Origin of the sequence: Pseudoxanthomonas fibrivorans (assembly GCF_041464125.1) — a bacterium.
GTDB lineage: Bacteria > Pseudomonadota > Gammaproteobacteria > Xanthomonadales > Xanthomonadaceae > Pseudoxanthomonas.
The window spans coordinates 1,303,514-1,324,443 of sequence record NZ_JBGNUG010000001.1 but is presented as its reverse complement, the minus strand read 5'-3'; the positions used below and the strand labels follow the sequence as shown (position 1 = coordinate 1,324,443).

At 70.7% G+C, this 20,930-nt stretch carries 18 protein-coding genes; 12 read left to right on the top strand and 6 right to left on the bottom strand.

Annotation, left to right across the window (positions count from 1 at the left end; all coding sequences use genetic code 11):
* The first annotated feature begins 50 nt into the window (after positions 1-50).
* The 5 genes from queA (at position 51) to secF (ending at position 5,694) form a co-directional block, all read left to right on the top strand.
* Entirely contained in the window at positions 51-1,103 is a 1,053-nt protein-coding gene (gene queA / locus ACA089_RS06215) for a tRNA preQ1(34) S-adenosylmethionine ribosyltransferase-isomerase QueA (protein ID WP_372014588.1), read from the top strand.
* Between the two features lie 103 nt (positions 1,104-1,206).
* Positions 1,207-2,343, top strand: coding sequence for a tRNA guanosine(34) transglycosylase Tgt (gene tgt, locus ACA089_RS06210; protein ID WP_372014585.1), 1,137 nt, complete (start codon positions 1,207-1,209; stop codon positions 2,341-2,343).
* A gap of 124 nt (positions 2,344-2,467) precedes the next feature.
* Entirely contained in the window at positions 2,468-2,809 is a 342-nt protein-coding gene (gene yajC / locus ACA089_RS06205; protein ID WP_372014582.1) for a preprotein translocase subunit YajC, read from the top strand.
* Positions 2,810-2,867: 58 nt separating this feature from the next.
* Entirely contained in the window at positions 2,868-4,712 is a 1,845-nt protein-coding gene (gene secD, locus ACA089_RS06200) for a protein translocase subunit SecD (protein ID WP_372014579.1), read from the top strand.
* 16 nt (positions 4,713-4,728) lie between these two features.
* Positions 4,729-5,694 carry a protein translocase subunit SecF gene (gene secF, locus ACA089_RS06195; RefSeq protein WP_372014576.1) on the top strand — a complete coding sequence of 322 codons (966 nt, stop codon included), beginning with the start codon at positions 4,729-4,731 and terminating at the stop codon, positions 5,692-5,694.
* 102 nt (positions 5,695-5,796) lie between these two features.
* Here secF and ACA089_RS06190 read toward each other — a convergent pair whose 3' ends face one another.
* Positions 5,797-6,621 carry an inositol monophosphatase family protein gene (locus ACA089_RS06190; protein ID WP_372014573.1) on the bottom strand — a complete coding sequence of 275 codons (825 nt, stop codon included), beginning with the start codon at positions 6,619-6,621 and terminating at the stop codon, positions 5,797-5,799.
* A 92-nt stretch (positions 6,622-6,713) separates the two neighbouring features.
* Between ACA089_RS06190 and ACA089_RS06185 the strand changes: the two genes are divergently transcribed.
* The 3 genes from ACA089_RS06185 (at position 6,714) to ACA089_RS06175 (ending at position 10,599) form a co-directional block, all read left to right on the top strand.
* A complete protein-coding gene (locus ACA089_RS06185; protein ID WP_372014570.1) occupies positions 6,714-7,505 on the top strand; it encodes an RNA methyltransferase in 792 nt (263 codons plus the stop codon).
* Between the two features lie 92 nt (positions 7,506-7,597).
* A complete protein-coding gene (locus ACA089_RS06180) occupies positions 7,598-8,473 on the top strand; it encodes a phosphate/phosphite/phosphonate ABC transporter substrate-binding protein (RefSeq protein ID WP_459077391.1) in 876 nt (291 codons plus the stop codon).
* Positions 8,470-10,599, top strand: a complete 2,130-nt coding sequence (locus tag ACA089_RS06175; RefSeq protein WP_372014564.1) for a putative bifunctional diguanylate cyclase/phosphodiesterase — start codon at positions 8,470-8,472, stop codon at positions 10,597-10,599. Before ACA089_RS06180 ends, ACA089_RS06175 begins: the two co-directional genes overlap by 4 nt.
* Before the next feature lie 7 nt (positions 10,600-10,606).
* Here the strand turns inward: ACA089_RS06175 and ACA089_RS06170 are convergent, their stop codons facing one another.
* Positions 10,607-11,284: an exopolysaccharide biosynthesis protein gene (locus tag ACA089_RS06170; RefSeq protein WP_372014561.1), complete on the bottom strand. Its 678-nt coding sequence runs from the start codon at positions 11,282-11,284 to the stop codon at positions 10,607-10,609.
* Positions 11,268-12,614, bottom strand: a complete 1,347-nt coding sequence (locus ACA089_RS06165) for a hemolysin family protein (protein ID WP_372014558.1) — start codon at positions 12,612-12,614, stop codon at positions 11,268-11,270. The genes ACA089_RS06170 and ACA089_RS06165 overlap by 17 nt, the downstream gene beginning before the upstream one ends.
* Positions 12,615-12,860: 246 nt before the next feature.
* Here ACA089_RS06165 and ACA089_RS06160 point away from each other — a divergent pair, with 246 nt between their 5' ends.
* Both ACA089_RS06160 and ACA089_RS06155 read left to right on the top strand, forming a co-directional pair.
* Positions 12,861-13,487: a DUF47 domain-containing protein gene (locus tag ACA089_RS06160; protein ID WP_372014555.1), complete on the top strand. Its 627-nt coding sequence runs from the start codon at positions 12,861-12,863 to the stop codon at positions 13,485-13,487.
* Between the two features lie 184 nt (positions 13,488-13,671).
* Complete coding sequence (locus ACA089_RS06155) at positions 13,672-14,793, top strand: inorganic phosphate transporter (RefSeq protein ID WP_372014552.1); 1,122 nt, start codon at positions 13,672-13,674, stop codon at positions 14,791-14,793.
* Between the two features lie 19 nt (positions 14,794-14,812).
* Here ACA089_RS06155 and ACA089_RS06150 read toward each other — a convergent pair whose 3' ends face one another.
* Positions 14,813-15,223, bottom strand: a complete 411-nt coding sequence (locus ACA089_RS06150; protein ID WP_372014549.1) for a hypothetical protein — start codon at positions 15,221-15,223, stop codon at positions 14,813-14,815.
* Between the two features lie 39 nt (positions 15,224-15,262).
* On the opposite strand from ACA089_RS06150, the gene ACA089_RS06145 reads away from it, so the two are divergent.
* Complete coding sequence (locus ACA089_RS06145) at positions 15,263-15,607, top strand: MGMT family protein (protein WP_372014546.1); 345 nt, start codon at positions 15,263-15,265, stop codon at positions 15,605-15,607.
* An 82-nt stretch (positions 15,608-15,689) separates the two neighbouring features.
* Complete coding sequence (locus tag ACA089_RS06140) at positions 15,690-16,358, top strand: rhomboid family intramembrane serine protease (protein ID WP_372014544.1); 669 nt, start codon at positions 15,690-15,692, stop codon at positions 16,356-16,358.
* 66 nt (positions 16,359-16,424) lie between these two features.
* Here the strand turns inward: ACA089_RS06140 and ACA089_RS06135 are convergent, their stop codons facing one another.
* Both ACA089_RS06135 and ACA089_RS06130 read right to left on the bottom strand, forming a co-directional pair.
* A complete protein-coding gene (locus ACA089_RS06135) occupies positions 16,425-18,428 on the bottom strand; it encodes a M13 family metallopeptidase (protein ID WP_372014542.1) in 2,004 nt (667 codons plus the stop codon).
* Positions 18,429-18,687: 259 nt separating this feature from the next.
* The gene (locus tag ACA089_RS06130; protein ID WP_372014540.1) at positions 18,688-20,898 is read right to left on the bottom strand and encodes a M13 family metallopeptidase; all 2,211 of its coding nucleotides are present in this window, start codon (positions 20,896-20,898) and stop codon (positions 18,688-18,690) included.
* Positions 20,899-20,930 lie beyond the last annotated feature (32 nt).

Sequence of the window (20,930 nt, the reverse complement as noted above, 5' to 3'; positions counted from 1 at the left end):
GGCGGGACGGGCCGGTACAATGGCCGGCTCCCGCCTCGCCAAGCCGCGCCTTGAAGAAGTCCGACTTCCACTACGAACTGCCCGAGGACCTGATCGCCCAGGCCCCGCTGGCCGAGCGTTCGGCCAGCCGGATGCTGCTGGTGCCCCCGGGCGGCGGGGCGTTCTCCGACCTGCACGTGCGCGACCTGCCGGACCTGTTACAGCCCGGCGACCTGCTGGTGTTCAACGACACCCGGGTGATCCCGGCGCGCCTGTTCGGGCAGAAGGACAGTGGCGGCCGGGTGGAGATCCTGATCGAGCGGCTGCTGCCCGAAGAGCAGGCGCGGGCGCAGGTGCGGGCGAGCAAGTCGCCCAGGACCGGGAGCCGGATCGCGCTCGATGGCGGTGGCCAGGCCGAGGTGCTGGGCCGCGACGGCGAGTTCTACCGGCTGCGCTTCGAGGTCGAGGGCGGGCTCGAGCCGTGGCTGCTGAAGGTCGGGCGGCTGCCGCTGCCGCCGTACATCCGCCGCGAGCCGGGCCAGGACGACGCCGAGCGCTACCAGACCGTGTTCGCGAAGCAGGTCGGGGCGGTGGCCGCGCCCACCGCCGGCCTGCATTTCGACCAGGCTTTGCTGGAGGCGCTGCGCCGGCGCGGCGTGCAGTTCGGCCACGTGACCCTGCACGTGGGCGCGGGCACCTTCCAGCCGGTCCGGGTGGAGGACGTCCGCGAGCACGCCATGCACAGCGAGTGGCTCAACGTGGGCGCCGAACTGGTGGCCCAGGTGCGTCGCACCCGCGAAGCGGGGGGCAGGGTGGTCGCGGTGGGCACGACCGTGGTCCGCGCGCTGGAGAGTGCCTGGCGCAGGAGCGAGGCGATGCCCGGGGGCGAGCTGGCGCCGTTCGCCGGCGAGACCCGGATCTTCATCTTCCCCGGCTACCGGATCCGCAGCGTCGATGCGTTGCTGACCAACTTCCACCTGCCGGAAAGCACGCTGCTGATGCTGGTGTCGGCGTTCGCCGGCAAGGACCGGATCTTCGAGGCCTACCGGCACGCGGTGGAGCAGCGCTACCGCTTCTTCTCCTACGGCGACGCGATGCTGCTGTGGGGCCAGCCGGTGCCCTAGCGGCCGCCGCAGGACGGGCGGAATCCCCGGCGCCCGGGGCGCATCCGGCCGGTCGTCCGCGCGCGCCATGCGACAATGGCGGCCGTTTTTGCCCGTGCCGACCATGTCCCGACTGCAGTTCCAGCTCCAGGCCACCGATGGCGCCGCGCGCCGCGGACGCCTCACCTTCCCGCGTGGCACGGTCGAGACCCCCGCGTTCATGCCGGTGGGCACCTACGGTTCGGTCAAGGGCGTGCTGCCGGACCAGGTCCGCGCACTGGGCGCGGAGATCATCCTCGGCAACACCTTCCACCTGTACCTGCGCCCGGGCCTGGACGTGATCGGCGACCACGGCGGCCTGCACGGCTTCACCCGCTGGGACGGGCCGATCCTCACCGACTCCGGCGGCTTCCAGGTGTTCTCGCTGGCCCACCGGCGCAAGATCACCGAGCAGGGCGTGACCTTCGCCTCGCCGACCGACGGCGCCAGGGTGTTCCTCGGCCCCGAGGAGAGCATGAAGATCCAGAAGGTGCTCGATTCGGACGTGGTGATGATCTTCGACGAATGCACGCCGTACCCGGCCGACGAGGACGTGGCCCGTCGCTCGATGGAGCTGAGCCTGCGCTGGGCGCGGCGCTCGCGCGACGCGCACGACGGGCTGGGCAACGACGCGGCGCTGTTCGGGATCGTCCAGGGCGGCGTATATCCCGACCTGCGCAGCCGCTCGCTGGACGGGCTGCAGGCAATCGCCTTCGACGGCTATGCGATCGGCGGCCTGGCGGTGGGCGAGCCCGAGCACGAGCGCAACGCCATGCTCGAGCACCTGCACCCGCGCCTGCCGGCCGACCGGCCGCGCTACCTGATGGGGGTCGGCAGGCCGGAGGACCTGGTCGAGGGCGTGGCCCGCGGCGTGGACATGTTCGATTGCGTGATGCCGACCCGCAACGCGCGCAACGGCCACTATTTCACCTCGTTCGGCACGGTGCGGATCCGCAACGCGAAGTACGAGCGCGACCTCGACCCGATCGAGCCCGGCTGCGGCTGCGTGGCCTGCGCCGGCGGCTATACCCGCAGCTACCTGCGCCACCTGGACCGCTGCAACGAGATGCTCGGCCCGATGCTGGGCACCCTGCACAACCTCTGGTACTACCAGAAGCTCATGGCCGACATGCGGGCGGCCATCGCCGCCGGGCGCTTCCAGGCGTTCCGTGCGGGCTTCTACGCCGCCCGCGGGGCCGAGCCGCCGGCCGACCCGGCCTGAGCGCGGCCCGCGGCCGCCGGGAACCCGGGGCCGCGGACCGGGTCACAGACGGGGCCTTGCAACCGGGCCGGACCGCCCCTATGGCATACTCCGCGGCTATTTTCCGCAGAACCGGACGATCCCGATGAGCTTCCTCGACCTCCTTATCCCGACCGCCTACGCCCAGGCCGCCGGCGGCCAGCCCCAGGGCGGCGGCATGGGCATGCTGCTGTTCCCGATCATCCTGATCGCGATCATGTACTTCCTGATGATCCGCCCGCAGATGAAGCGGCAGAAGGAGCACAAGTCCATGCTCGACAAGCTGTCGCGCGGCGACGAGGTCATCACCTCGGGCGGCGTGGCCGGCACCGTCACCGACATCGGCGACAACTTCGTCACCATCGAGGTGGCCGACAACGTGCGCATCCGCGTGCAGAAGGGCGCCATCGGCAACGTCCTGCCCAAGGGCACCCTGAAGTCCGCCTGATCCTCCCGTCCCACCGCTGAGCGTGGTCCCGCGGGGCGGGGCCGCGCGGGGTCCCGCAATGCTCGAATTTCCCCGCTGGAAGTACTTCGTCATCCTGCTCGTGCTGGCGCTGAGCGTCCTGTACGCGCTGCCCAACGTCTTCCAGAGCGATTACGCGGTGCAGGTCACCGGCAACCGCGGCGCGGTGCTGGACGACGCGCTGAAGGCCCGCATCGGCGGCTACCTCGAGGGCGCGGGCGTGCAGCCGAAGTCGGTCGCCATCGAAGGCGACAGCCTGATGGTACGGCTGCCCGACGCCGGCGCACAGACCCTGGCGTCGGACGCGCTGCGCGGCAACCTCGGCGAGAACTACACCGTCGCCCTGAACCTGGCGTCCAACGTGCCGCCGTGGCTCGACCGCCTGGGCGCGCAGCCGATGGTGCTCGGCCTGGACCTGCAGGGCGGCGTGCACTTCGTGCTCCAGGTCGACCAGAAGGCCGCGCTGGAGAAGCGCGTGGACGCCTACGTCGAAGACGTGCGCGTGACCCTGCGCGACAACCGCATCCGCTACACCGCGGTGGACCGCCGGCCCGACCACAGCATCGCCGTCAGCCTGGCGTCCGATGCCGACCCGGTCGCCGCGCGCGCGCAGCTGGCCAAGGTCATGCCGACCATGAGCATCGAGGGCGAGGGCAACCGCCTGGTGGTGCGGATCCCGGAGACCGAGCTGACCTCCATCGCCGGTTCGGCGATCGAGCAGAACATCGCCACCCTGCGCAACCGCGTCAACGAACTCGGCGTGGCCGAGCCGATCATCCAGCGCCAGGGCGCCGACCGCATCGTGGTCCAGCTTCCCGGCGTCCAGGACACGGCCGCGGCCAAGCGCATGATCGGCGCCACGGCGACCCTGGAATACCGTGCCCAGATCGACGGGAATGCCGCCGACGCGCTGGCCAGCGGCCGGGTACCGCCGGAAGCACGCATCTTCAAGCGCCGCGGCACCGGCGAGCCGGTCCTGCTGAGCAAGCGCGTGATCGTCACCGGCGACCAGATGGTCGCGGCGACCAGCAGCATCGACCAGAACGGCCAGCCCGCGGTCAGCGTGACCCTGAACAACGTCGGCGGCGACCGCATGTTCGAGTTCACCAGCGCCAACGTCGGCAAGCCGATGGCGGTGGTGTACACCGAACGCATCCCCACGGTGACCATGGTCAACGGCGAGGAGGTGCGCAGCTTCCGCGTGCTGGAGGAGGTGATTTCGATTGCCAACATCCAGGGCGTGTTCGGCAAGCAGTTCCAGACCACCGGCCTGGAGAAGACCGAGGCCGAGGAGCTGGCCAAGCTGCTGCGCGCCGGCTCGCTGGCCGCGCCGATGGACTTCGTCGAGGAGCGGATCGTCGGCCCCAGCCTGGGCGCGGAGAACGTGGAGCGCGGCGTGACCGCGGTGCTGTACGCGTTCCTGTTCACCCTGGTGTTCTTCGGCGTGTACTACCGCATGTTCGGCCTGATCACCGGCGTGGCGCTGCTGTTCAACCTGCTGATCGTGGTCGCGGTGATGTCGCTGTTCGGCGCGACCATGACCCTGCCGGGCTTCGCCGGACTTGCGCTGTCGATCGGCCTGTCGGTGGACGCCAACGTGCTGGTCAACGAGCGCATCCGCGAGGAGCTGCGCGCCGGCATGCCGGCCAAGGCGGCGATCGCCGCGGGTTACGACAAGGCCGGCGGCACCATCCTCGACGCCAACCTGACCGGCATCATCGCCGGCGTGGCCCTGTACGCCTTCGGCACCGGCCCGCTCAAGGGCTTCGCCGTGACCCTGATCATCGGCATCCTGGCCTCGATGTTCACCGCCATCACTGTCTCGCGCGCGATCGTCACCCTGGTGTACGCCCGCCGCAAGAAGCTCAAGTCCCTGGCCATCTGACGGGAACGGACCGCACATGAAGATCTTCCCGCTGACCCTGATCCCCAACGAGACCCGCATCGGCTTCATGCGCATGCGCTGGGTGTCGCTGGGCATCGCCGCGCTGCTGTTCGTCGCCTCGGTCGCGAGCATTGCCATCAACGGCTTCAACTACGCGCTGGATTTCACCGGCGGCACCGTGGTGGAGGTGCGCTTCGACCGCGCCGCGGACGTGGACGGCGTGCGCGAGCGGCTGGCCACCGCCGGCTACGAGGGTGCCCAGGTGCAGAGCTTCGGCTCCGGCAGCGACCTGCTGGTGCGGTTGCAGCCGCGCGACGGGCAGACCACCACCGACGCCAACAACCGCACCGCGCAGGACGTGCTGGCCGCGGTATCGACCCCGGACAACCAGGCGCACCTGCTGCGCACCGAGTTCGTCGGCCCGCAGGTGGGCGAGGAGCTGGCCCGCAACGGCCTGTACGCCGCCCTGTTCGTGGTGGTCGGGTTCCTGATCTACATCGGCTTCCGCTTCGAGTGGAAGTTCGCGGTGTCGGCGACGGTGACCACGCTGTTCGACGTGCTGGTGGTGGCCGGCTACTTCTCCTGGAGCGGCCGCGAGTTCGACCTGACCGTGCTGGCCGGCCTGCTGGCGGTGATGGGCTTCTCGATCAACGACACCATCGTGGTGTTCGACCGCGTCCGCGAGAACTTCCGCAGCCTGCGCGCCGAGCCGCTGGAAGTGATGGACCGCTCGATCAACCAGACCCTGTCGCGCACCATCATCACCGCGCTGGTGTTCTTCCTGTCGGTGCTGGCGCTGTACCTGTACGGCGGCGGTTCGCTCGAAGGCCTGGCGCTGAGCCAGATGATCGGCGCGGTGATCGGCACCCTGTCCTCGATCTTCCTGGCCTGCCCGCTGCTGACGATGGGCCCGCTGAAGGTCACCAAGCAGGACCTGCTGCCCAAGGCCAAGGACGAGGCCGCGCTGGCGCGCCGTCCCTGACGGCGGGCCGCGGGCCGCGCGGAAAAGAAAAGCCGCCCGGAAGGGCGGCTTTCTGTTTTCGGGGGGGGGGCGGCGCGCCGGCGATGCGCCGCGGGAGCCCGGTCAGTTGAACGCGGCGGCGTAGCCGGTGTTGACCACCAGCTTCTGCAGTTCGTCGGCGACCCTGACATTGGCGGCGATCAGCGGACGCGCTTCCGGCCCGCGCTCGTCCATCCGCGCGGTGTTCGCACCCCGGAAATCGCAGACCCGGCCGCCGGCCTCGCGCACCAGCAGCACGCCGGCGGCGATGTCCCAGGCCTTCACCCCGGCCTCGAAGTAGGCGTCCAGGCGGCCGCAGGCGACATAGGCCAGGTCCAGCGCCGCCGAACCGGTGCGGCGCACGTCCTCGGCATGGACCAGCAGCGAGTCCACGCACTTGAGCTGGGCGCTGGCGCGGGCGCGCTCGCGCGGCGGGAAGCCGGTGCCGACCACCGTGCCGGCCAGGTCCTTGCGGTCGGCCACGCGGATCTTCTTGTCGTTGAGCACGGCGCCGGCGCCGCGGCTGGCGGTGAACAGCTCGTTGCGCAGCGGGTCGAAGATCACCGCGTCGATCGGTTCGCCGTTGTCGACCAGGGCGATGGAGACGCAGTAGTGCGGGAAGCCGCGCAGGTAGTTGCTGGTGCCGTCGAGCGGGTCGATCACCCACTGCAGGCGGCCGTTGCGGCCGGCCTGGTGCCCGCTTTCCTCGCCCAGCACGCCGTACTCGGGGTAGGCGCGGCGCAGTTCCTTGACGATGGCCTTCTCGGCGTCGGCATCGACCTCGCTGGCGTAGTCCATGCGCTGCTTCTGGACCACGTTGAGCGCGTCGAGGCGGTTGATGCTGCGCAACAGGACGTTGCCGCCGAGGCGGGCGGCCTTGACCATGACGTTGACGGCGGGGGATTGCATGGCGAAGGCTCTCGGAAGGGCTGGTACGGAACGGGCGAAGGTAAAGAGCGGTCCGGCCCGCATGGCCGGCCGCGCAGTTTACCATCTGCGCCATGGCAGCTCCCCTGAACGAATCCGACGCCACCGGCCAGGCCGGGAACATCCGCATCGTGCTGGTCGGTACCCAGCACCCCGGCAACATCGGCGCCGCGGCGCGCGCGATGAAGACCATGGGCCTGTCCCGGCTGGTCCTGGTCGCCCCCGAGAAGCCGCTCGACGACGATGCCTACCGCCGTTCCGCCGGCGCCGAGGACCTGCTCGACGCCGCGCCCGTGCATGCGACCCTGGCCGCGGCCGTGGCCGACTGCCGGCTCGTGCTCGGCTGCACGGCCCGCAGCCGGCGCGTGCAGCTCGACCAGCTCGAGCCCGACGCGGCCGCGTCGCGCCTGCTGCAGTTCGCGGCGGCCGACCCGGTGGCGCTGGTCTTCGGCCGCGAGCGCACCGGGCTGACCAACGACGAACTCCAGCTGTGCCACGCGTCCGTGCACATCCCGTCCGATCCGGCGTTCAGTTCGCTCAACCTGGCCGCGGCGGTGCAGGTGCTGGCCTACGAGGTGCGGCGCGCGCTGCTGGCGGCCGCGCCGGTCGACGTCTCCGGTCCCCGGCCCGACGACCAGGCGGCGACCCACGACCAGGTCGAGGGATTCTTCTCGCAGCTGGCCGAGACGCTGGAGGCGATCGACTTCCACAAGGGCCGGACGCCGGACTCGGCCATGCGCAAGCTGCGCCGCCTGTTCCTGCGCACGGACCTGAGCGTGAACGAGGTCCGCCTGCTCCGCGGGGTGCTGGCCGATGCCCAGCGGATGGCCCGGCTGGCCCGGGAAGCGGGACGTCTGTCGCCCTGACCCGGTTTTCGCTAGGCTTTGGACAACCGAGCGGGGGGTGGGCGTTGTCCAGAGTGCGTAGATGGGTCCGGGTGGCCTGCTGTGCCGCCGCCATGGCCATGGGGTTGTCCGCGCACGCTTCCGAGGACGAGCACATCCTGGTGCTCGGGCGGATCAGCGACGATCCCGCCTCGCACTACGACCAGCTCAAGCCGTTGCTGGACTATGTCGTCCCGCGGATGCGCGGCGTCGGCATCACCGAGGGCCGCATCCTGATGGCCCGCGACGCCCAGCAGATGGCCAGCTACCTGCGCCGCAACCGCGTGGACTGGGTCACCGAGACGGCCAGCACGGCGGTGCAGCTGCAGCAGCGCGCCGCGGCCCGGCCGCTGCTGCTCACCGAGCGCAACGGGGTCAGCACCTACCACACCGTGTTCTTCTCGCGCCGGGACGGCGAGGTCCGCGACCTGCGCTCCCTGCGCGGCCATACCCTGGCGCTGCAGAGCACCGCGTCCACCAGCGCCTACATGGTGCCGATGACCGAGCTGCTCGATGCACGGCTGTCGCCCGAGATCCTGCTGGCGCCTTCGGACCAGCCATCGTCCGACCGGGTCGGCTACGTGTTCGCCCGTTCCGAGCTCAACATCGCCTCGTGGGTGCACAAGGGCCTGGTCGACGCCGGCGCGGTGAGCAGCCTGGACTGGCAGGATCCGGGCCGGGTGCCGGAGGCCTTCCGCGCCGACTTCCGGGTCATCCACCGCAGCGCTCCGTATCCGCGCGCGCTGGAGCTGGTGCGCGAAGGCATGGACCCGCGGGTCGAGGCGCGCCTGCGCGAGGTGCTGCTGGCGGCGGCCGGCGACCCCGCCGCCCGCGACGCACTGCGCCTGTTCTTCAGCACCTCGCGGTTCCTGCCGCTCGATCCGGCGTCGGAGCGGTCGCTGGACGGCCTGCGCAGGGGCGTCCAGCGCGTGCGTTCGGAGGTCGAATGAAGCTGCGCTTCGGCCTGCAGGCCCGGTTCGTGGTGGCGATGCTGCTCATGCTCGGCGTGGTGCTGCTGGTGCTGGCGCTGCTGATGCACCGCCAGCAGCAGATGCGCCAGGAGACCGAGGCGCTCAGCCGCGAGGCCGTGCACCGCCTGGTGGACACCTACCTGCGCAACTACGGCGCGTCGCTGGCGCGGCAGCTGGCCGAGAAGCTGGCCAATCCGATGTACTACCGCGACCTCGACGCGATCGGCGCGGTGGTGCGCGACAGCGCGCGCGACAACCTGGTCGATTACATCTACGTGTACGACCCCGAGGGCCGGCTGGTGCACGACGGCTCGCTGGAGATCGCCGACTTCGGCCAGCGCATGGACGGCCCGCTGGCGGCCGGCGCGATCGCCGCCGACGGCCTGCTGGTGCAGGCCTCGCCGGCGGTGCTCGACGCCTCGGTCCCGATCATGGTCGGCAGCGAGCGTCTCGGCGGGGTCCGGGTCGGCCTGGACCTCAAGGTCGCCGGGCGCTTCCAGGACACGAACCTGGCCGAACTGCGCGAGCGGATGGACGCGCTGGCACGGCGCCACCTCGGCTGGCTGGCGCTGCCGCTGGGCCTGCTCGCGCTGGTGTCCCTGCTGGCGGCCTGGTACGTGCAGCACACGCTGGTCAAGCCGATCCGCTGGCTCGCCGCCTCGGCCCGGCGCATCGAGTCCGGCGACTACGCGGTCGAACGGCTCGACAGCGACCGCACCGACGAGATGGGGGACCTGGTCCGCACCTTCGGCCGGATGAGCGAGAGCGTGGCGCGGCACGACCGCGAAGTGCGGCGCATGGCCTACACCGACGCGCTCACCGGCCTGACCAACCGGCTCGCCTTCCGCGAAAGCCTGGACCACCGGCTGATGCTGCTGCGCGGCGCCGGGCGCCAGCTGGCGCTGCTGTTCGCCGACATCGACGACTTCAAGCGGGTCAACGACACCCTCGGCCACGAGGCCGGCGACGAGGCGCTGCTGCAGTTCTCCAACCGGATCCGCGAGGCGGTCGACAAGTACGGCGGCGACGACGCGCTGCTGGCCCGCTTCGGCGGCGACGAGTTCGTGATCCTGATCCAGGAGGGCGACGTGCGTGCCGCGGCGACCCGCCTGGCCGAGGTCCTGGTGGCCGAGCTGCGCCGGCCGCTGGACATCCAGGACCGGCAGGTCTTCCTCGGCACCTCCATCGGCATCACCCTGTTCCCGGAGGACGCCTCCAGCGCCAGCGCGCTGATGAAGAACGGCGACATCGCCATGTACCAGGCCAAGGTCGCCGGCAAGAACGGCTACCGCTTCTACAGCCGCGCCATGGACCACGCGGTGGAGCGCCGCGTGCACATGGAGCAGGAGCTGCGCGGGGCCTGGGAGCGCGGCGAGCTGAGCGTGGTCTACCAGCCGGTGTGCCGCACCAGCGACGGCCGGGTGGTCGGCGCCGAGGCGCTGCTGCGCTGGCAGCATCCGATGCTGGGCATGATCGCCCCGTCGGTGTTCATCGACGTGGCCGAACAGAGCGGCCTGATCGAGGGCATCGGGCCGCGCGTGCTGCGCGCGGCCTGCGACGAGGCGATGCGCTGGGCGGGCATGGCCGATGGCGGCGAGCGCCTGTTCGTGTCGGTCAACGTGTCGCCGCGGCAGCTGCGCAAGGGCGACCTCCCGGACATCGTCGCCGAGTGCCTGCGCGAGACCGGCCTGCCGGCCTCGTGCCTGCACCTGGAGCTGACCGAGACCGCGGTGATCAGCGACGAACTGCAGGCCGCGGCGATGCTGGCGCGGTTGCACAGCACCGGGGTGAAGGTGTGGCTGGACGACTTCGGCACCGGCTTCTCCGGCCTGAGCCACCTGCGCCGGGTGCCGGTGGACGGGGTCAAGATCGACCGCAGCTTCGTGGCGGACCTGCAGCGCGACCCGGACGACCTGGCCCTCACCACGGCGATCATCGCGATGGCCCATTCGCTCGGCATCACGGTCGTGGCCGAGGGCGTGGAGAAGGAAGCGCAGTACAACCTGCTGGCCGAGCGCGGCTGCGACCTGGTTCAGGGCTACTGGCTCAGCCACCCGATCAGCGCCACCGAGTTCGCGCACCTGCTGGCGCGGCGCGGGCGCTGAGGACGCTTCAGAAGAGCTGGTCGAGCCACCGCCCGACCACGACCACCAGCCGCTCCGACAGCAGGCCCATCGACAGCAGGCCGGCGCCGGATACCGTCCACAGCCCCAGCAGCAGGGCGCCATCGCGCTCCATCAGCGCCAGCGCGAACAGCAGCAGCAGCCCGGCGAAGATGTAGTTGGTCATCGGCACCGGCAGCGCGAGCAGCAGTCCCAGCGCGACCAGCAGCAGTCCGGTGAACGCGCTGGCCGCGCGGTTGCCGGTCAGGACCTGCAGGCGCGGCCGCACCAGGTGTTCGAGCCTGGCCATCCACGGGGTGATGCGGGTGCAGAAGCGCGCCATCGTGCTGCGGCGCGGGCCACGGCGTCCGATGAAGTCCGGCAGCCAGGGATGGCGCAGGCCGACCAGCAGCTGCAGGCCGATCAGCACCACCAGCGGGCCGCTGATCGCGCCGCCCGCGCCCGGGATGGGGATGAAACCGGGCAGGATCGAGACGAACAGGAACATGCCGAACGCGCTGCCGCCGAGCCCGTGCAGCAGCCCGTCCAGGGTGAGGACCTGGTCGGGGTCGCCGTGGGTGAAGGACTGCAGCAGGCGGGCGATGCCGTTGTTCGCCGGCGGCCCGGCCTCCGCGCCTGCATCGTCGGGCCCGGGGCCCGGCGGCGGGATGTCAGACGGCGAGCTCATCGCCTTCGTGCTGCTGCAGCCGCGAGAGCAGCAGCTTGTCGATCCGCGCCCCGTCCAGGTCGACGACCTCGATCCGCCAGCCGGCCCAGTCGAAGTACTCGCCGACGTGGGGGATGCGGCCGAAGTGCGCGATGCACATGCCGGCCAGGGTGTGGTAATCGCCGTCCTCGGAGTCGGGCAGCGCGGCGCCGTCCATCAGCTCGCGCAGGTCCTCGATCGGCAGGGTGCCGCCGACCAGCAGCGTCCCGTCCTCGCGGGTGACCACCAGCGCGTCCTCGTCGGTGTTCTCCACCGCCTGCAGGCGGCCGACGATCGCGCCCATCAGGTCGCTGACCGTGACCAGGCCCTGGATCTCGCCGTACTCGTCGACCACCAGCGCGAGCGACTGCTGTTCCTCGCGGAAGATCTCGAGCAGCTTCATCGCGTGGGTGGATTCGGATACGAACAGGGGCGTGCGCAGAGTGCGGAACAGCCCGCCGTCCTGGGTGCCGGCCGGCGTGTGCAGCAGCGACTTGACCTCGAGGATGCCGGCCACGTCCTGGTCGTTGTCGCGGTACACCGGGTAGCGCGAGAACTGGTGCTCGCGCATGGTCTCGAGGTTCTCCTCGGGCGCCACGCGCGTGTCGAGCCAGGCGATCCGGTTGCGCGGGGTCATCAGGCTGGCCGCCGTGCGGTCGCCCAGGCGCATGACCCGGTTGACCATGTCGCGTTCGTGCGCGTCGATCACGCCCTGCTCGTGGCTCTCGGCCACCAGCATGCGGATCTCCTCTTCGCTGATCGTGCTGGCCTCGTCCTTGCCCAGGCCGAGCAGGCGCAGGACCAGGCGGGTGCTGTGCGAGAGCAGCCAGACGAACGGGAACGCGGCCCGCGCCAGCCAGCCCATCGGCAGGGCGACGTAGCCGGCGATGTTCTCCGGCGCGGTGATCGCCAGCCGCTTGGGCACCAGCTCGCCGAAGATCAGGGTCAGGAAGGTGATCAGCGCCACGGCCAGGGTCTTGCCGATCAGCACCGACCAGGGCTGCGGTTCGCCGACCAGGGAGAAGGTGGCCGACAGCGACGGGAACACGCCCTGCAGCCAGCCGGCGATGGCCATGCCGATCGCCTCGCCGCCGAACAGGCCGGTGAGGATGCCGATCAGGGTGATGCCGATCTGCACCGTGGACAGGAAGGCCTCGGGCTTCTCTGACAGGGCCAGGGCCTTGGCCGATCGCTTGCTCGACTGGGCCAGCTGCTTGAGCCGGCTCTTGCGCGAGGTCATGACCGACATCTCCGACATCGCGAAGAAGCCGTTCAGCAGGACCAGGGCCAGGACGATCAGCAGCTCAACCATGCGGCGGTACCCCGCGGCGTGGCGACGGTTTCAGGGAGCCGGGGCGCGCGGGGCGGGGGCGGCGGGGGAGCGGGGAAGTAAGGTCGTCGTCCATAGGGTGTGCCGGAGGCACGGGCGCATCTTAGCAGAGGCGCCGCGTGCAGGCCCCGTCACGGCCCGGCGCGGCCGGGTACCCGGCCGCGTGCCGGGCTGTCATAATCCGCCCGCATTTGGCCGCCCCTCCCGAGGCGGCGGACTCCCTACGCCATGTTCTCCCTGCAGACGATCTTCGGCTCCGGCAAGCAGTTCTTCGTGCTCCTGGACGAGGCCGCCGAGGCCGCCCACGACAGCGCCAAGGCCCTGTACCAGATGATGAAGGCGTCCGACCGCCAGCCGGCGCTGGATGCCTTCAAGCTGGCCCGCCAGCGCGAGCGCACCGCCTCGGAGAAGATCGGCAAGGCGCTGGTGGACAGCTTCATCACCCCGCTGGAACGCGAGGACATCGAGGCCCTGGGTTCGGCGCTGTACAAGATTCCCAAGCAGATCGAGAAGTTCGCCGACCGCTACTCGCTGGCCACCCAGCACCTGGCGCACATCGACTTCGCGCCGCGCGCGGCGATGCTGGAGCAGGCCGCCAGCGTGGTGGTGGACATGGTCCACGAGCTGCGCAGCCTCAACATCGACCGCATGACCGCGCTCAACGAGAAGCTGCGCGCGATCGAGAACGAGGCCGACCGGCTGATGCTCGAGCTGTACCGCGACATCTACTCCGGCCGCCTGGACCACCTGCAGATGTTCCTGCTCAAGGAGTTCTTCGAGATCCTGGAGAAGGCGATCGACCGCTGCCGCGAAGCCGGCGTGGTCGCCTACCAGATCGTGCTGAAGAATTCGTAATGGCCATCGCGCCGTTCCGTGGCGGAACCACCTTCGGCGGGGCAGGCATCGGCTGCGCCGGTGTCCTGCGCGCGTGCTCCCGCGCCCCCCGCCTGGCCGCGCGTCCAGGCCGCCCGCTCGAACCACGGGGCCCGGGCGCCGGGCACCGGGCCATGCAGGCGGGCCATCGCGGGGAGATCCGGCCATGCTGACCCTCGTGCTGGTGGTGATCCTGGCCGCGCTCGTCTTCGAGTTCATCAACGGCTTCCACGACACGGCCAACTCCATCGCCACGGTCGTGGCCACCAAGGTCCTGTCGCCTGGCGCGGCGGTCTCGCTGGCCGCGGTCATGAACCTGGTCGGCGCGCTGATGGGCACCGCCGTGGCGGCGACGATCGCCACCGGCATCGTCAACACCGAGGTGGTCGAGGCCTCCTCCCAGGTGATCCTGTGCGCGCTGCTGGGCGGCATCATCTGGAACCTGGTCACCTGGTGGTTCGGCCTGCCGTCCTCGTCCTCGCACGCGCTGATCGGCGGCCTGTGCGGCGCGGCGCTGGCCGCGGCGCACAACGACTGGAACGCGCTGATCTGGTCGGAGACGGTCGGCAACTGGGCCAAGAACAAGGGCCTGCTCTGGAAGGTGTTCCTGCCGATGGTGACCTCGCCGCTGGCGGGCTTCCTGCTCGGCGTGACGATGATGCTGCTGCTGTGGGCGATCATCGCCGGCATGGCCCGCGCCGGCGGCGTGCTGGGGCGACTGGCCCGGCCGCGCTGGGTCAACGCGTTCTTCGGCAAGGCGCAGATCCTGTCCGCCGGCTACATGGGCTTCGCCCACGGCCACAACGACGCGCAGAAGACCATGGGCATCATCGCCCTGACCCTGATGGGCGCCGAGGCGGCCGGCACCCTGGACAACCTGCCGGGCTGGCTGGCGTTCCTGCATCCCGGCGCGTCCGAAGGCAAGGAGATCGCGCTGTGGATCGTGATCACCTGCGCGATCGTGATGGCGCTGGGCACCGCTTCGGGCGGCTGGCGGATCATCAAGACGCTCGGCCACAAGATGGTCAAGCTGCATCCGATCCACGGCTTCGCGGCCGAAACCAGTTCGGCCACGGTGCTGACCGTGGCCGCGCACTTCGGCATGCCGGTGTCGACCACCCACAGCATCTCGACCGCGATCATGGGCGTGGGCTTCGCCAAGAACCCGCGCGCGCTCAAGCTCGGCGTGGTCGAGCGGATCATCTGGGCCTGGATCCTGACGATCCCGGCGGCTGCCGGCGTGGCCTACCTGATCTTCAAGTGCATCGAGGCGGCGGGCTGGGCCTGAGCGCGCCGCCCGCGCATCGCTAGAGCAGGTCGCCCTCGGCCGACAGCGCACGCTCCATGCGGTCGCCCAGCCCGCCGATCTCCAGCACCAGCCGTTCGACCTCGGCCGGGGTCAGGCCGTCGTAGGGGCGGTTCTCGCACAGCTGCAGGTAGGGCACCCCGTCGAGTTCGCCGATGGCCAGGTAGCCGACGCTGCTCTGCCAGTTGAACACCAGGGCGCGGCGCGCGTCGATGCCGGTGGTCGGGGCGATCACCGTGCTCACCCTCAGCAGGGGCCGCTGGTCGTCGCCGTCGAGCTCGGACAGGAAGATCGACTGGTGGCGGCTGCCGCCCTCGAGCGAGAGCTCCACGCACGCGACGTAGGGATCCTGCATGGTCAGGCGGAAGCCGGAGGTCAGCAGGTGGCTGCGGATCTGTTCGAAATGGCGCATGTCCGTCCTCGTGGTCCCCCGCCGGTATGCTAGCCGCTGATGGCCGCCACGTCTCCCAGCGACGACTCCACCGCCCGGATCCTGGCCGCGGTCCGGGCGATCCCGCCCGGCCAGGTCGCAGGCTACGGCGAGGTCGCGCGTCGCGCGGGCCTGCCCGGGCGTGCGCGACTGGCCGCCCGGGTGCTGGCCGGCAACGAGGATCCGGCGCTGCCCTGGCACCGCGTGCTGCGCGCCGACGGCCGCATCGCCTTTCCCGAAGGGTCGCGCGGGTATCGCGAACAGTGCCGGAGGCTGCGCGCGGAGGGCCTGCGCGTGGAGCGTGGCCGGGTCAGGCGCGACCGCGGTCCCGGCGACCTGGACGCGGCGGTGTGGGGGCCCGGCTGACCCCGGTCGGATCCGGCGGAACGGGCCCGTCCGCGGGCGGCCGCCGCTATGATGGCCTCCCGTTTCCATCGAGCCGCGACGCATGCTCTCGCGACTGCCTCCCGTCACCCAGGCCCTGCTGATCGCCAACTGCGCGCTGTTCCTGCTGCAGATGCTGCTGGGCCAGAACACGTTCGAAGCCTTCATGCTCTGGCCGCTGGACGGCTTCGACCCGTTCTCGCCCGGGCAGAACTTCCAGCCCTGGCAGCTGCTGACCTACGGCTTCCTGCACGGCGGCTTCAGCCACCTGCTGTTCAACATGCTCGCCCTGTACATGTTCGGCGCGCCACTCGAGCTGACCTGGGGTCCGCGGCGCTTCCTGGCGTACTACCTGATCTGCATCGCCGGCGCCGGCCTGTGCCAGCTGGCGGTCGGCTGGTGGGTCCTGTCGCAGGGCGGCGGCGCCTATCCGACGCTGGGCGCCTCCGGCGGCGTGTTCGGGTTGCTGCTCGCCTACGGCATGCTGTTCCCCAACCAGCGGGTGATGCTGCTGTTCCCGCCGATCCCGATGAAGGCACGCACCTTCGTGGTCCTGTTCGGCGCGATCAGCCTGGTGCTCGGTTTCACCGGGCTGCAGCCGGGGGTGGCCCACTTCGCCCACCTGGGCGGCATGCTGTTCGGCTGGCTGGTGATCCGCTACTGGCGGGGCCAGCCGCCGTTCGGCCGGCGTCGCCCGCCACGCGGCCCCTCGCACCTGCGCCGGGTGAAATAGCGCGCGCCGGGGCCAAGAAAAAAGGCGCGGTATCCCGCGCCTTTTTCCGTCCTGCCGGGTCCGGGCTCAGCGCCAGATGCGGACCTGCTCGGCCTCGGCACGCTGCATCGGCTGGCCGGCCTTGCAGCCGTAAGCGGTGCCGAACGCGGGCAGGTTGGACAGCGGCACGTTGCTGCGCAGCGGGCCGGGGGCATGGATGTCGGCGGCCATGCGTTCGGCGGCGACGTTGTCCGACACCTGCTGCGCCCACAGCCGCGACCAGGCGGCGAAGAACGCCTGCTGGTCGGCCGCCTTGGCGCCCGGCTGCGCCTTGGCGTAGGCATCCCACGCCAGCTCCACGCCGGCCTGGTCGGACAGCGCGACATCGCGCACCAGCGCGCCGTTGACCCGGCCGTCCTTCACCCCCGGATAGGGCAGGGCGGAGTACTGGGTGGAGACGCGGTCGCCCAGGGTGGTCCAGGCATTGGTGTCGGCGGGCGTCCACCAGCTGCCCAGTTCACCCTTGGCATTGACCTGCGCGCCCTTGGCGTCGATCGCACGGCTCAGCTGGGTGCCCACCAGCGCGCCGTAGCCGCCGTAGGCGATGGCGGTGTTGTTCACGTCGAACACCGGCGGCTGCAGCACCGCGGCGGTGACGATCAACCGGTTCTGGGCGATGTCGTAGGCCAGCGCAGGCTGCTGCGGCAGCACGTCCCAGCGACGGTCGGCGTTGCCCTTGCCGATCCGCTTCATCTCCTCGCGGTGGCGCCAGGTCGAGGCGATCAGCATGTTGCCGCCGAAGCTGCCGCGGCCCATCGGCTGCACGGTGTAGTCAAGGTCGCGGCGCGGGGTGCCGACCTCGATCTTCAGCGCCTGCAGCTTGGCCCGTGCCTCGGCCTTGGCCTGCTCGCTGAGCCAGGTGTTGCGTTCGAGCCCGGCCTGCAGCGCATCGCGCACCTCGTCGGCGATCGCCGCCGAGCGGCGACGCTCCTCGGAGGTCAGGTAGCGGCTGGCGTACTCGTGCCCGAGCATCGGGCCGGCGCCGGTGTTGATCGCCTCGAGCACCTGCTGCCAGCGGGGTGCTTGCGCCGGCTGGCCGGCCAGCACCTGGCCGCGGAAGCCATGGCTGGCGTCGCGGAAGCTGCGCGAGAGGTACGGGGCCATGGCATCGCCGACGCGCCAGCGCAGGTAGGCCTTCCACTGCTCGGGCTTGACCCGGCCGATCATGGCGTCCAGCTCGGCGAACAGCTTCGGGTCGGCCATCGAGACCAGGTCGTCCTTCACGCCCTGCGCCTCGAGGAACTGGCCCAGCTGCAGGTTGCGGTAGCGCTTGGTCGCGTCGGCCACGGACACCGGCGCGTAGTTGCTGAAGGGGTTGTTGAGGTCGGCCACTGACTGCGACTTGCGCGCGATCGCCGTCTCGATGTCGATCACCGCCCTGGCGTCGGCGTCCAGGCGCTCCTTCGGCGTGCCGGTCAATGCCAGGATCTGCTTGACGTAGTCGCGGTAGCGGCCCAGCACGGCCTGGGTGTCGGCGTCGTTGCGGGTGTAGAAGGCCGGGTCGGGCAGGCCCATGCCGCCCTGCATGAAATAGCCGATGTGGCGGTCGAGCGCCTTCAGGTCCACGTCCGGGGCGAAGTTGAAGGCGACCGGGATGCCGACCTGGTGCAGCGCGGCGATCGCCGCCGGCACGTCCTTGGCCTTCTTGATCGCATCGATGCGCGAGAGCAGCGGGGCGATCGGCTTGCTGCCGTCGGCCTCGACCGCGGCCTCGTCCAGGCCGCTGGCCCAGAAATCGCCCAGCCGGGTCTGCACGTCGTTCTGCGGCGACTTCATCGCCGCGTCGAGGAGCTCGCGCTGCTGCTGCAGCGCCTGCTCGGACAGCAGCCCCAGCGCGCTGGTCGCGCCGGCCCCGGCGGGCAGCGGGTTGGCCTTCAGCCAGGCCGCGTTGGCATGGCCGTAGAAATCGGTGCACTGGGCGCTGACCGCCGGCGCGCCCTTCTTCTTGCGCTGGGCATCGGCGTCGGCGGTGGAAACCAGGGCGAGCAGGCCCAGGCCAAGGGCCAGGACCAGCGGACGGGGCGTGGGCATCATCGGGGCGTAGGCCTCGGGATTTGGGGTCGCGGGAGTGTAGCAAGGCGCCGGTGGATGCTTCGCCGCGCGCGGCGCCTGCGTGCCGGAAACGTGAACTGGTCGGGCGGATCGACCGGGCCGGCCCCGGTTGCCCGAGGGTGTCGCCGGCCCGGGGATACCCCGGCGCGGGTCTCGTTCACGGATCCCGGTGCCATGGCCGGAAAAAAGGAGGCCCGGACATGCCGGGCCTCCCGCTGCCGCGAAGGAACGCGCGTGCTTACCAGATCACGACCTGGCCATCGCCCTGGCGGACCATCGGCTTGCCCGGCTCGCACTTGAACGCCGCCGCGAAGGCCGGCAGGTTCGACGGCGCGCCGATGGCGCGGAACTGCGCCGGGGCGTGCTCGTCGGTGGCGATGCGGTTCTTCAGCTCCTCGGGGGTGAAGTTGCGGCGCCACACCGTGGCCCAGTTGAGGAAGAAGCGCTGGTCGCGGGTCAGGCCGTCGGTCATCGGGTCGGGCGTGTCGCCGGCGGCGGCCTTCATCGCGTCGTAGGCCGTGGCCAGGCCGCCGAGGTCGGCGATGTTCTCGCCCAGCGTGTGGCGGCCGTTGATCTTCTGGCCGTCGGCGGTGGTGTAGCCGTCGAACTGCGCGACCAGCTTGCCGGTGCGTCCGCTGAAGCCTTCGGCGTCGGCCGGGCTCCACCAGTTTTCGAACTTGCCGGTCGGCCCGAAGCGGCTGCCCTGGTCGTCGTAACCGTGGGTCATCTCGTGGCCGATCACCGCGCCGATGCCGCCGTAGTTCATCTCGTCGGAGGCGGCCGGATCGAAGAACGGCGGCTGCAGGATCGCGGCCGGGAACACGATCTCGTTCTGCAGCGGGTTGTAGTAGGCGTTGACCGTCTGCGGGCTCATGCCCCATTCGGTCTTGTCCACCGGCTTGCCGATCTTGGACAGGTTCCAGCGGTAGTTGAACTGCTGGGCGGCCAGCACGTTGCCGATGTAGCTGTCGCGGCCGGTCTCGAGGCCGTTCCACTCGCGCCACTTGTCCGGGTAGCCGATCTTCGGGGTGAACGCGCCCTGCTTGGCCAGCGCCTTCTGCTTGGTGTCGGCGCCCATCCACTCCAGCTTCTCGATGCGGGCCTTCAGCGCGGTGCCGAGGTTGGCGACCAGCGCCTCCATCTTCGCCTTGGATTCCTCCGGGAAGGCGACCTGCACGTACATCTGGCCCAGCGCTTCGCCGGCCTGCTCGTTGACCGTGCCCAGCACGCGCTTCCAGCGCGGCTTCATTTCCTTCTGGCCGCGCAGGGTCTTGGCGTAGAAGTTGAAGTTCTCCTGGGCGAAGGCGTCGCTCAGGTAGGGCGAGGCGCCGTCGACGGCGTGGAAGCGCAGGTACGCGCGCCACACGGACGGGTCGGTGTCGCCCAGGGCCTTGCTCACTTCCTGGTGGAAGGCGGGGATGGCCAGCGAGAACTTCTCCGGCGCGGCCACGCCCTGCGATTCGAAGAACTTGGTCCAGGGGAAGTTCGGCGCCAGCTTGTCGGCGTCGGCCAGGGTGACCGGGTTGTAGAACAGCGACACGTCGCGCGACATGTCCTCGCGCGACTTGGACACCTTGGCCAGCCGGGTCTCGAACGCCATCACGTCCTGCGCCTGCTTCTGCGCGTCGGCCGCGGCCACGCCCGACAGCTCGAGCACCTTGGCGATATGCGCCACGTAGGCGTCGCGGATGTCCTTCTTGTCGGCGTCGGAGTAGTACTTGCTGTCCGGCAGGCCCAGGCCGCCCTGCATCGCATAGGCGATGTTGAGGTCCGGGTTCTGGAAGTCGGCCTCGGCGCCGAAGCCGAACAGGAAGTTCTCGCCCCTGGCCGCGCTGGTGCGCAGGTATTCGGCGATCGCCGGGCCGTCGGCGAGGGCGTCGATCGCGGCCAGGTGGTCCTTCAGCGGCTCGATGCCCTGGGCGTTGACCTTGGCTTCGTCCATGCCGGTGGCCCAGAGGTCGCCGACGATCTTCTTCACGCCGGAGGCGTCGGCGTCCGCGGCGGCTTGCTCGGCCAGCTGGCGCTGCACCGCGTTGGAGCGCTCGTCCAGCATCTCGAACGCGCCCCAGCTGGTGCGGTCGCCCGGGATCGGGTTGGCGGCCAGCCACTTGCTGTTGGCGTAGGCGGCGAAGTCGGTGCACGCGTCCTGGGTGGTGTCCAGGTCGGCCAGGGTGAAGCGGTTCACGCCCGGCAGGGTGCTCTCGTCCAGGGTGTATTCCGGGGCGGCCGGGGCGGCGGCATCGGCGGCGACCGGGGCCGCGTCTTCCTTCTTGGAGCAGGCGGCCAGGGCGATGGCGATGGCCACCGGCAGCAGCAGGGTCTGGGACTTGCGGGTATTCACGTTGCGGGGTCTCCGGCCCGGCGGGCGGGCATGGTGGCGGGGCCCCGGACGGGGCAGTGCCGGTGACTCTACGCCCGGCACCTGAACAGGGGGACTGCCGGAGGTCATGGCGGCACAATGGGTCCTGACTACCCGCGGGG

Bases quoted from the DNA above. Each gene is read 5' to 3' on its own strand.
- yajC (WP_372014582.1), top strand. From the start codon at position 2,468: ATGAGCTTCCTCGACCTCCTTATCCCGACCGCCTACGCCCAGGCCGCC.
- ACA089_RS06160 (WP_372014555.1), top strand. From the start codon at position 12,861: ATGTTCTCCCTGCAGACGATCTTCGGCTCCGGCAAGCAGTTCTTCGTG.
- ACA089_RS06165 (WP_372014558.1), bottom strand. From the start codon at position 12,614: ATGGTTGAGCTGCTGATCGTCCTGGCCCTGGTCCTGCTGAACGGCTTC.
- ACA089_RS06190 (WP_372014573.1), bottom strand. From the start codon at position 6,621: ATGCAATCCCCCGCCGTCAACGTCATGGTCAAGGCCGCCCGCCTCGGC.
- ACA089_RS06145 (WP_372014546.1), top strand. From the start codon at position 15,263: ATGGCCGCCACGTCTCCCAGCGACGACTCCACCGCCCGGATCCTGGCC.
- ACA089_RS06140 (WP_372014544.1), top strand. From the start codon at position 15,690: ATGCTCTCGCGACTGCCTCCCGTCACCCAGGCCCTGCTGATCGCCAAC.
- ACA089_RS06155 (WP_372014552.1), top strand. From the start codon at position 13,672: ATGCTGACCCTCGTGCTGGTGGTGATCCTGGCCGCGCTCGTCTTCGAG.
- ACA089_RS06135 (WP_372014542.1), bottom strand. From the start codon at position 18,428: ATGCCCACGCCCCGTCCGCTGGTCCTGGCCCTTGGCCTGGGCCTGCTC.
- ACA089_RS06180 (WP_459077391.1), top strand. From the start codon at position 7,598: ATGGCCATGGGGTTGTCCGCGCACGCTTCCGAGGACGAGCACATCCTG.
- ACA089_RS06185 (WP_372014570.1), top strand. From the start codon at position 6,714: ATGGCAGCTCCCCTGAACGAATCCGACGCCACCGGCCAGGCCGGGAAC.
- ACA089_RS06175 (WP_372014564.1), top strand. From the start codon at position 8,470: ATGAAGCTGCGCTTCGGCCTGCAGGCCCGGTTCGTGGTGGCGATGCTG.
- ACA089_RS06130 (WP_372014540.1), bottom strand. From the start codon at position 20,898: ATGACCTCCGGCAGTCCCCCTGTTCAGGTGCCGGGCGTAGAGTCACCG.
- ACA089_RS06150 (WP_372014549.1), bottom strand. From the start codon at position 15,223: ATGCGCCATTTCGAACAGATCCGCAGCCACCTGCTGACCTCCGGCTTC.
- secF (WP_372014576.1), top strand. From the start codon at position 4,729: ATGAAGATCTTCCCGCTGACCCTGATCCCCAACGAGACCCGCATCGGC.
- ACA089_RS06170 (WP_372014561.1), bottom strand. From the start codon at position 11,284: ATGAGCTCGCCGTCTGACATCCCGCCGCCGGGCCCCGGGCCCGACGAT.
- tgt (WP_372014585.1), top strand. From the start codon at position 1,207: ATGTCCCGACTGCAGTTCCAGCTCCAGGCCACCGATGGCGCCGCGCGC.
- secD (WP_372014579.1), top strand. From the start codon at position 2,868: ATGCTCGAATTTCCCCGCTGGAAGTACTTCGTCATCCTGCTCGTGCTG.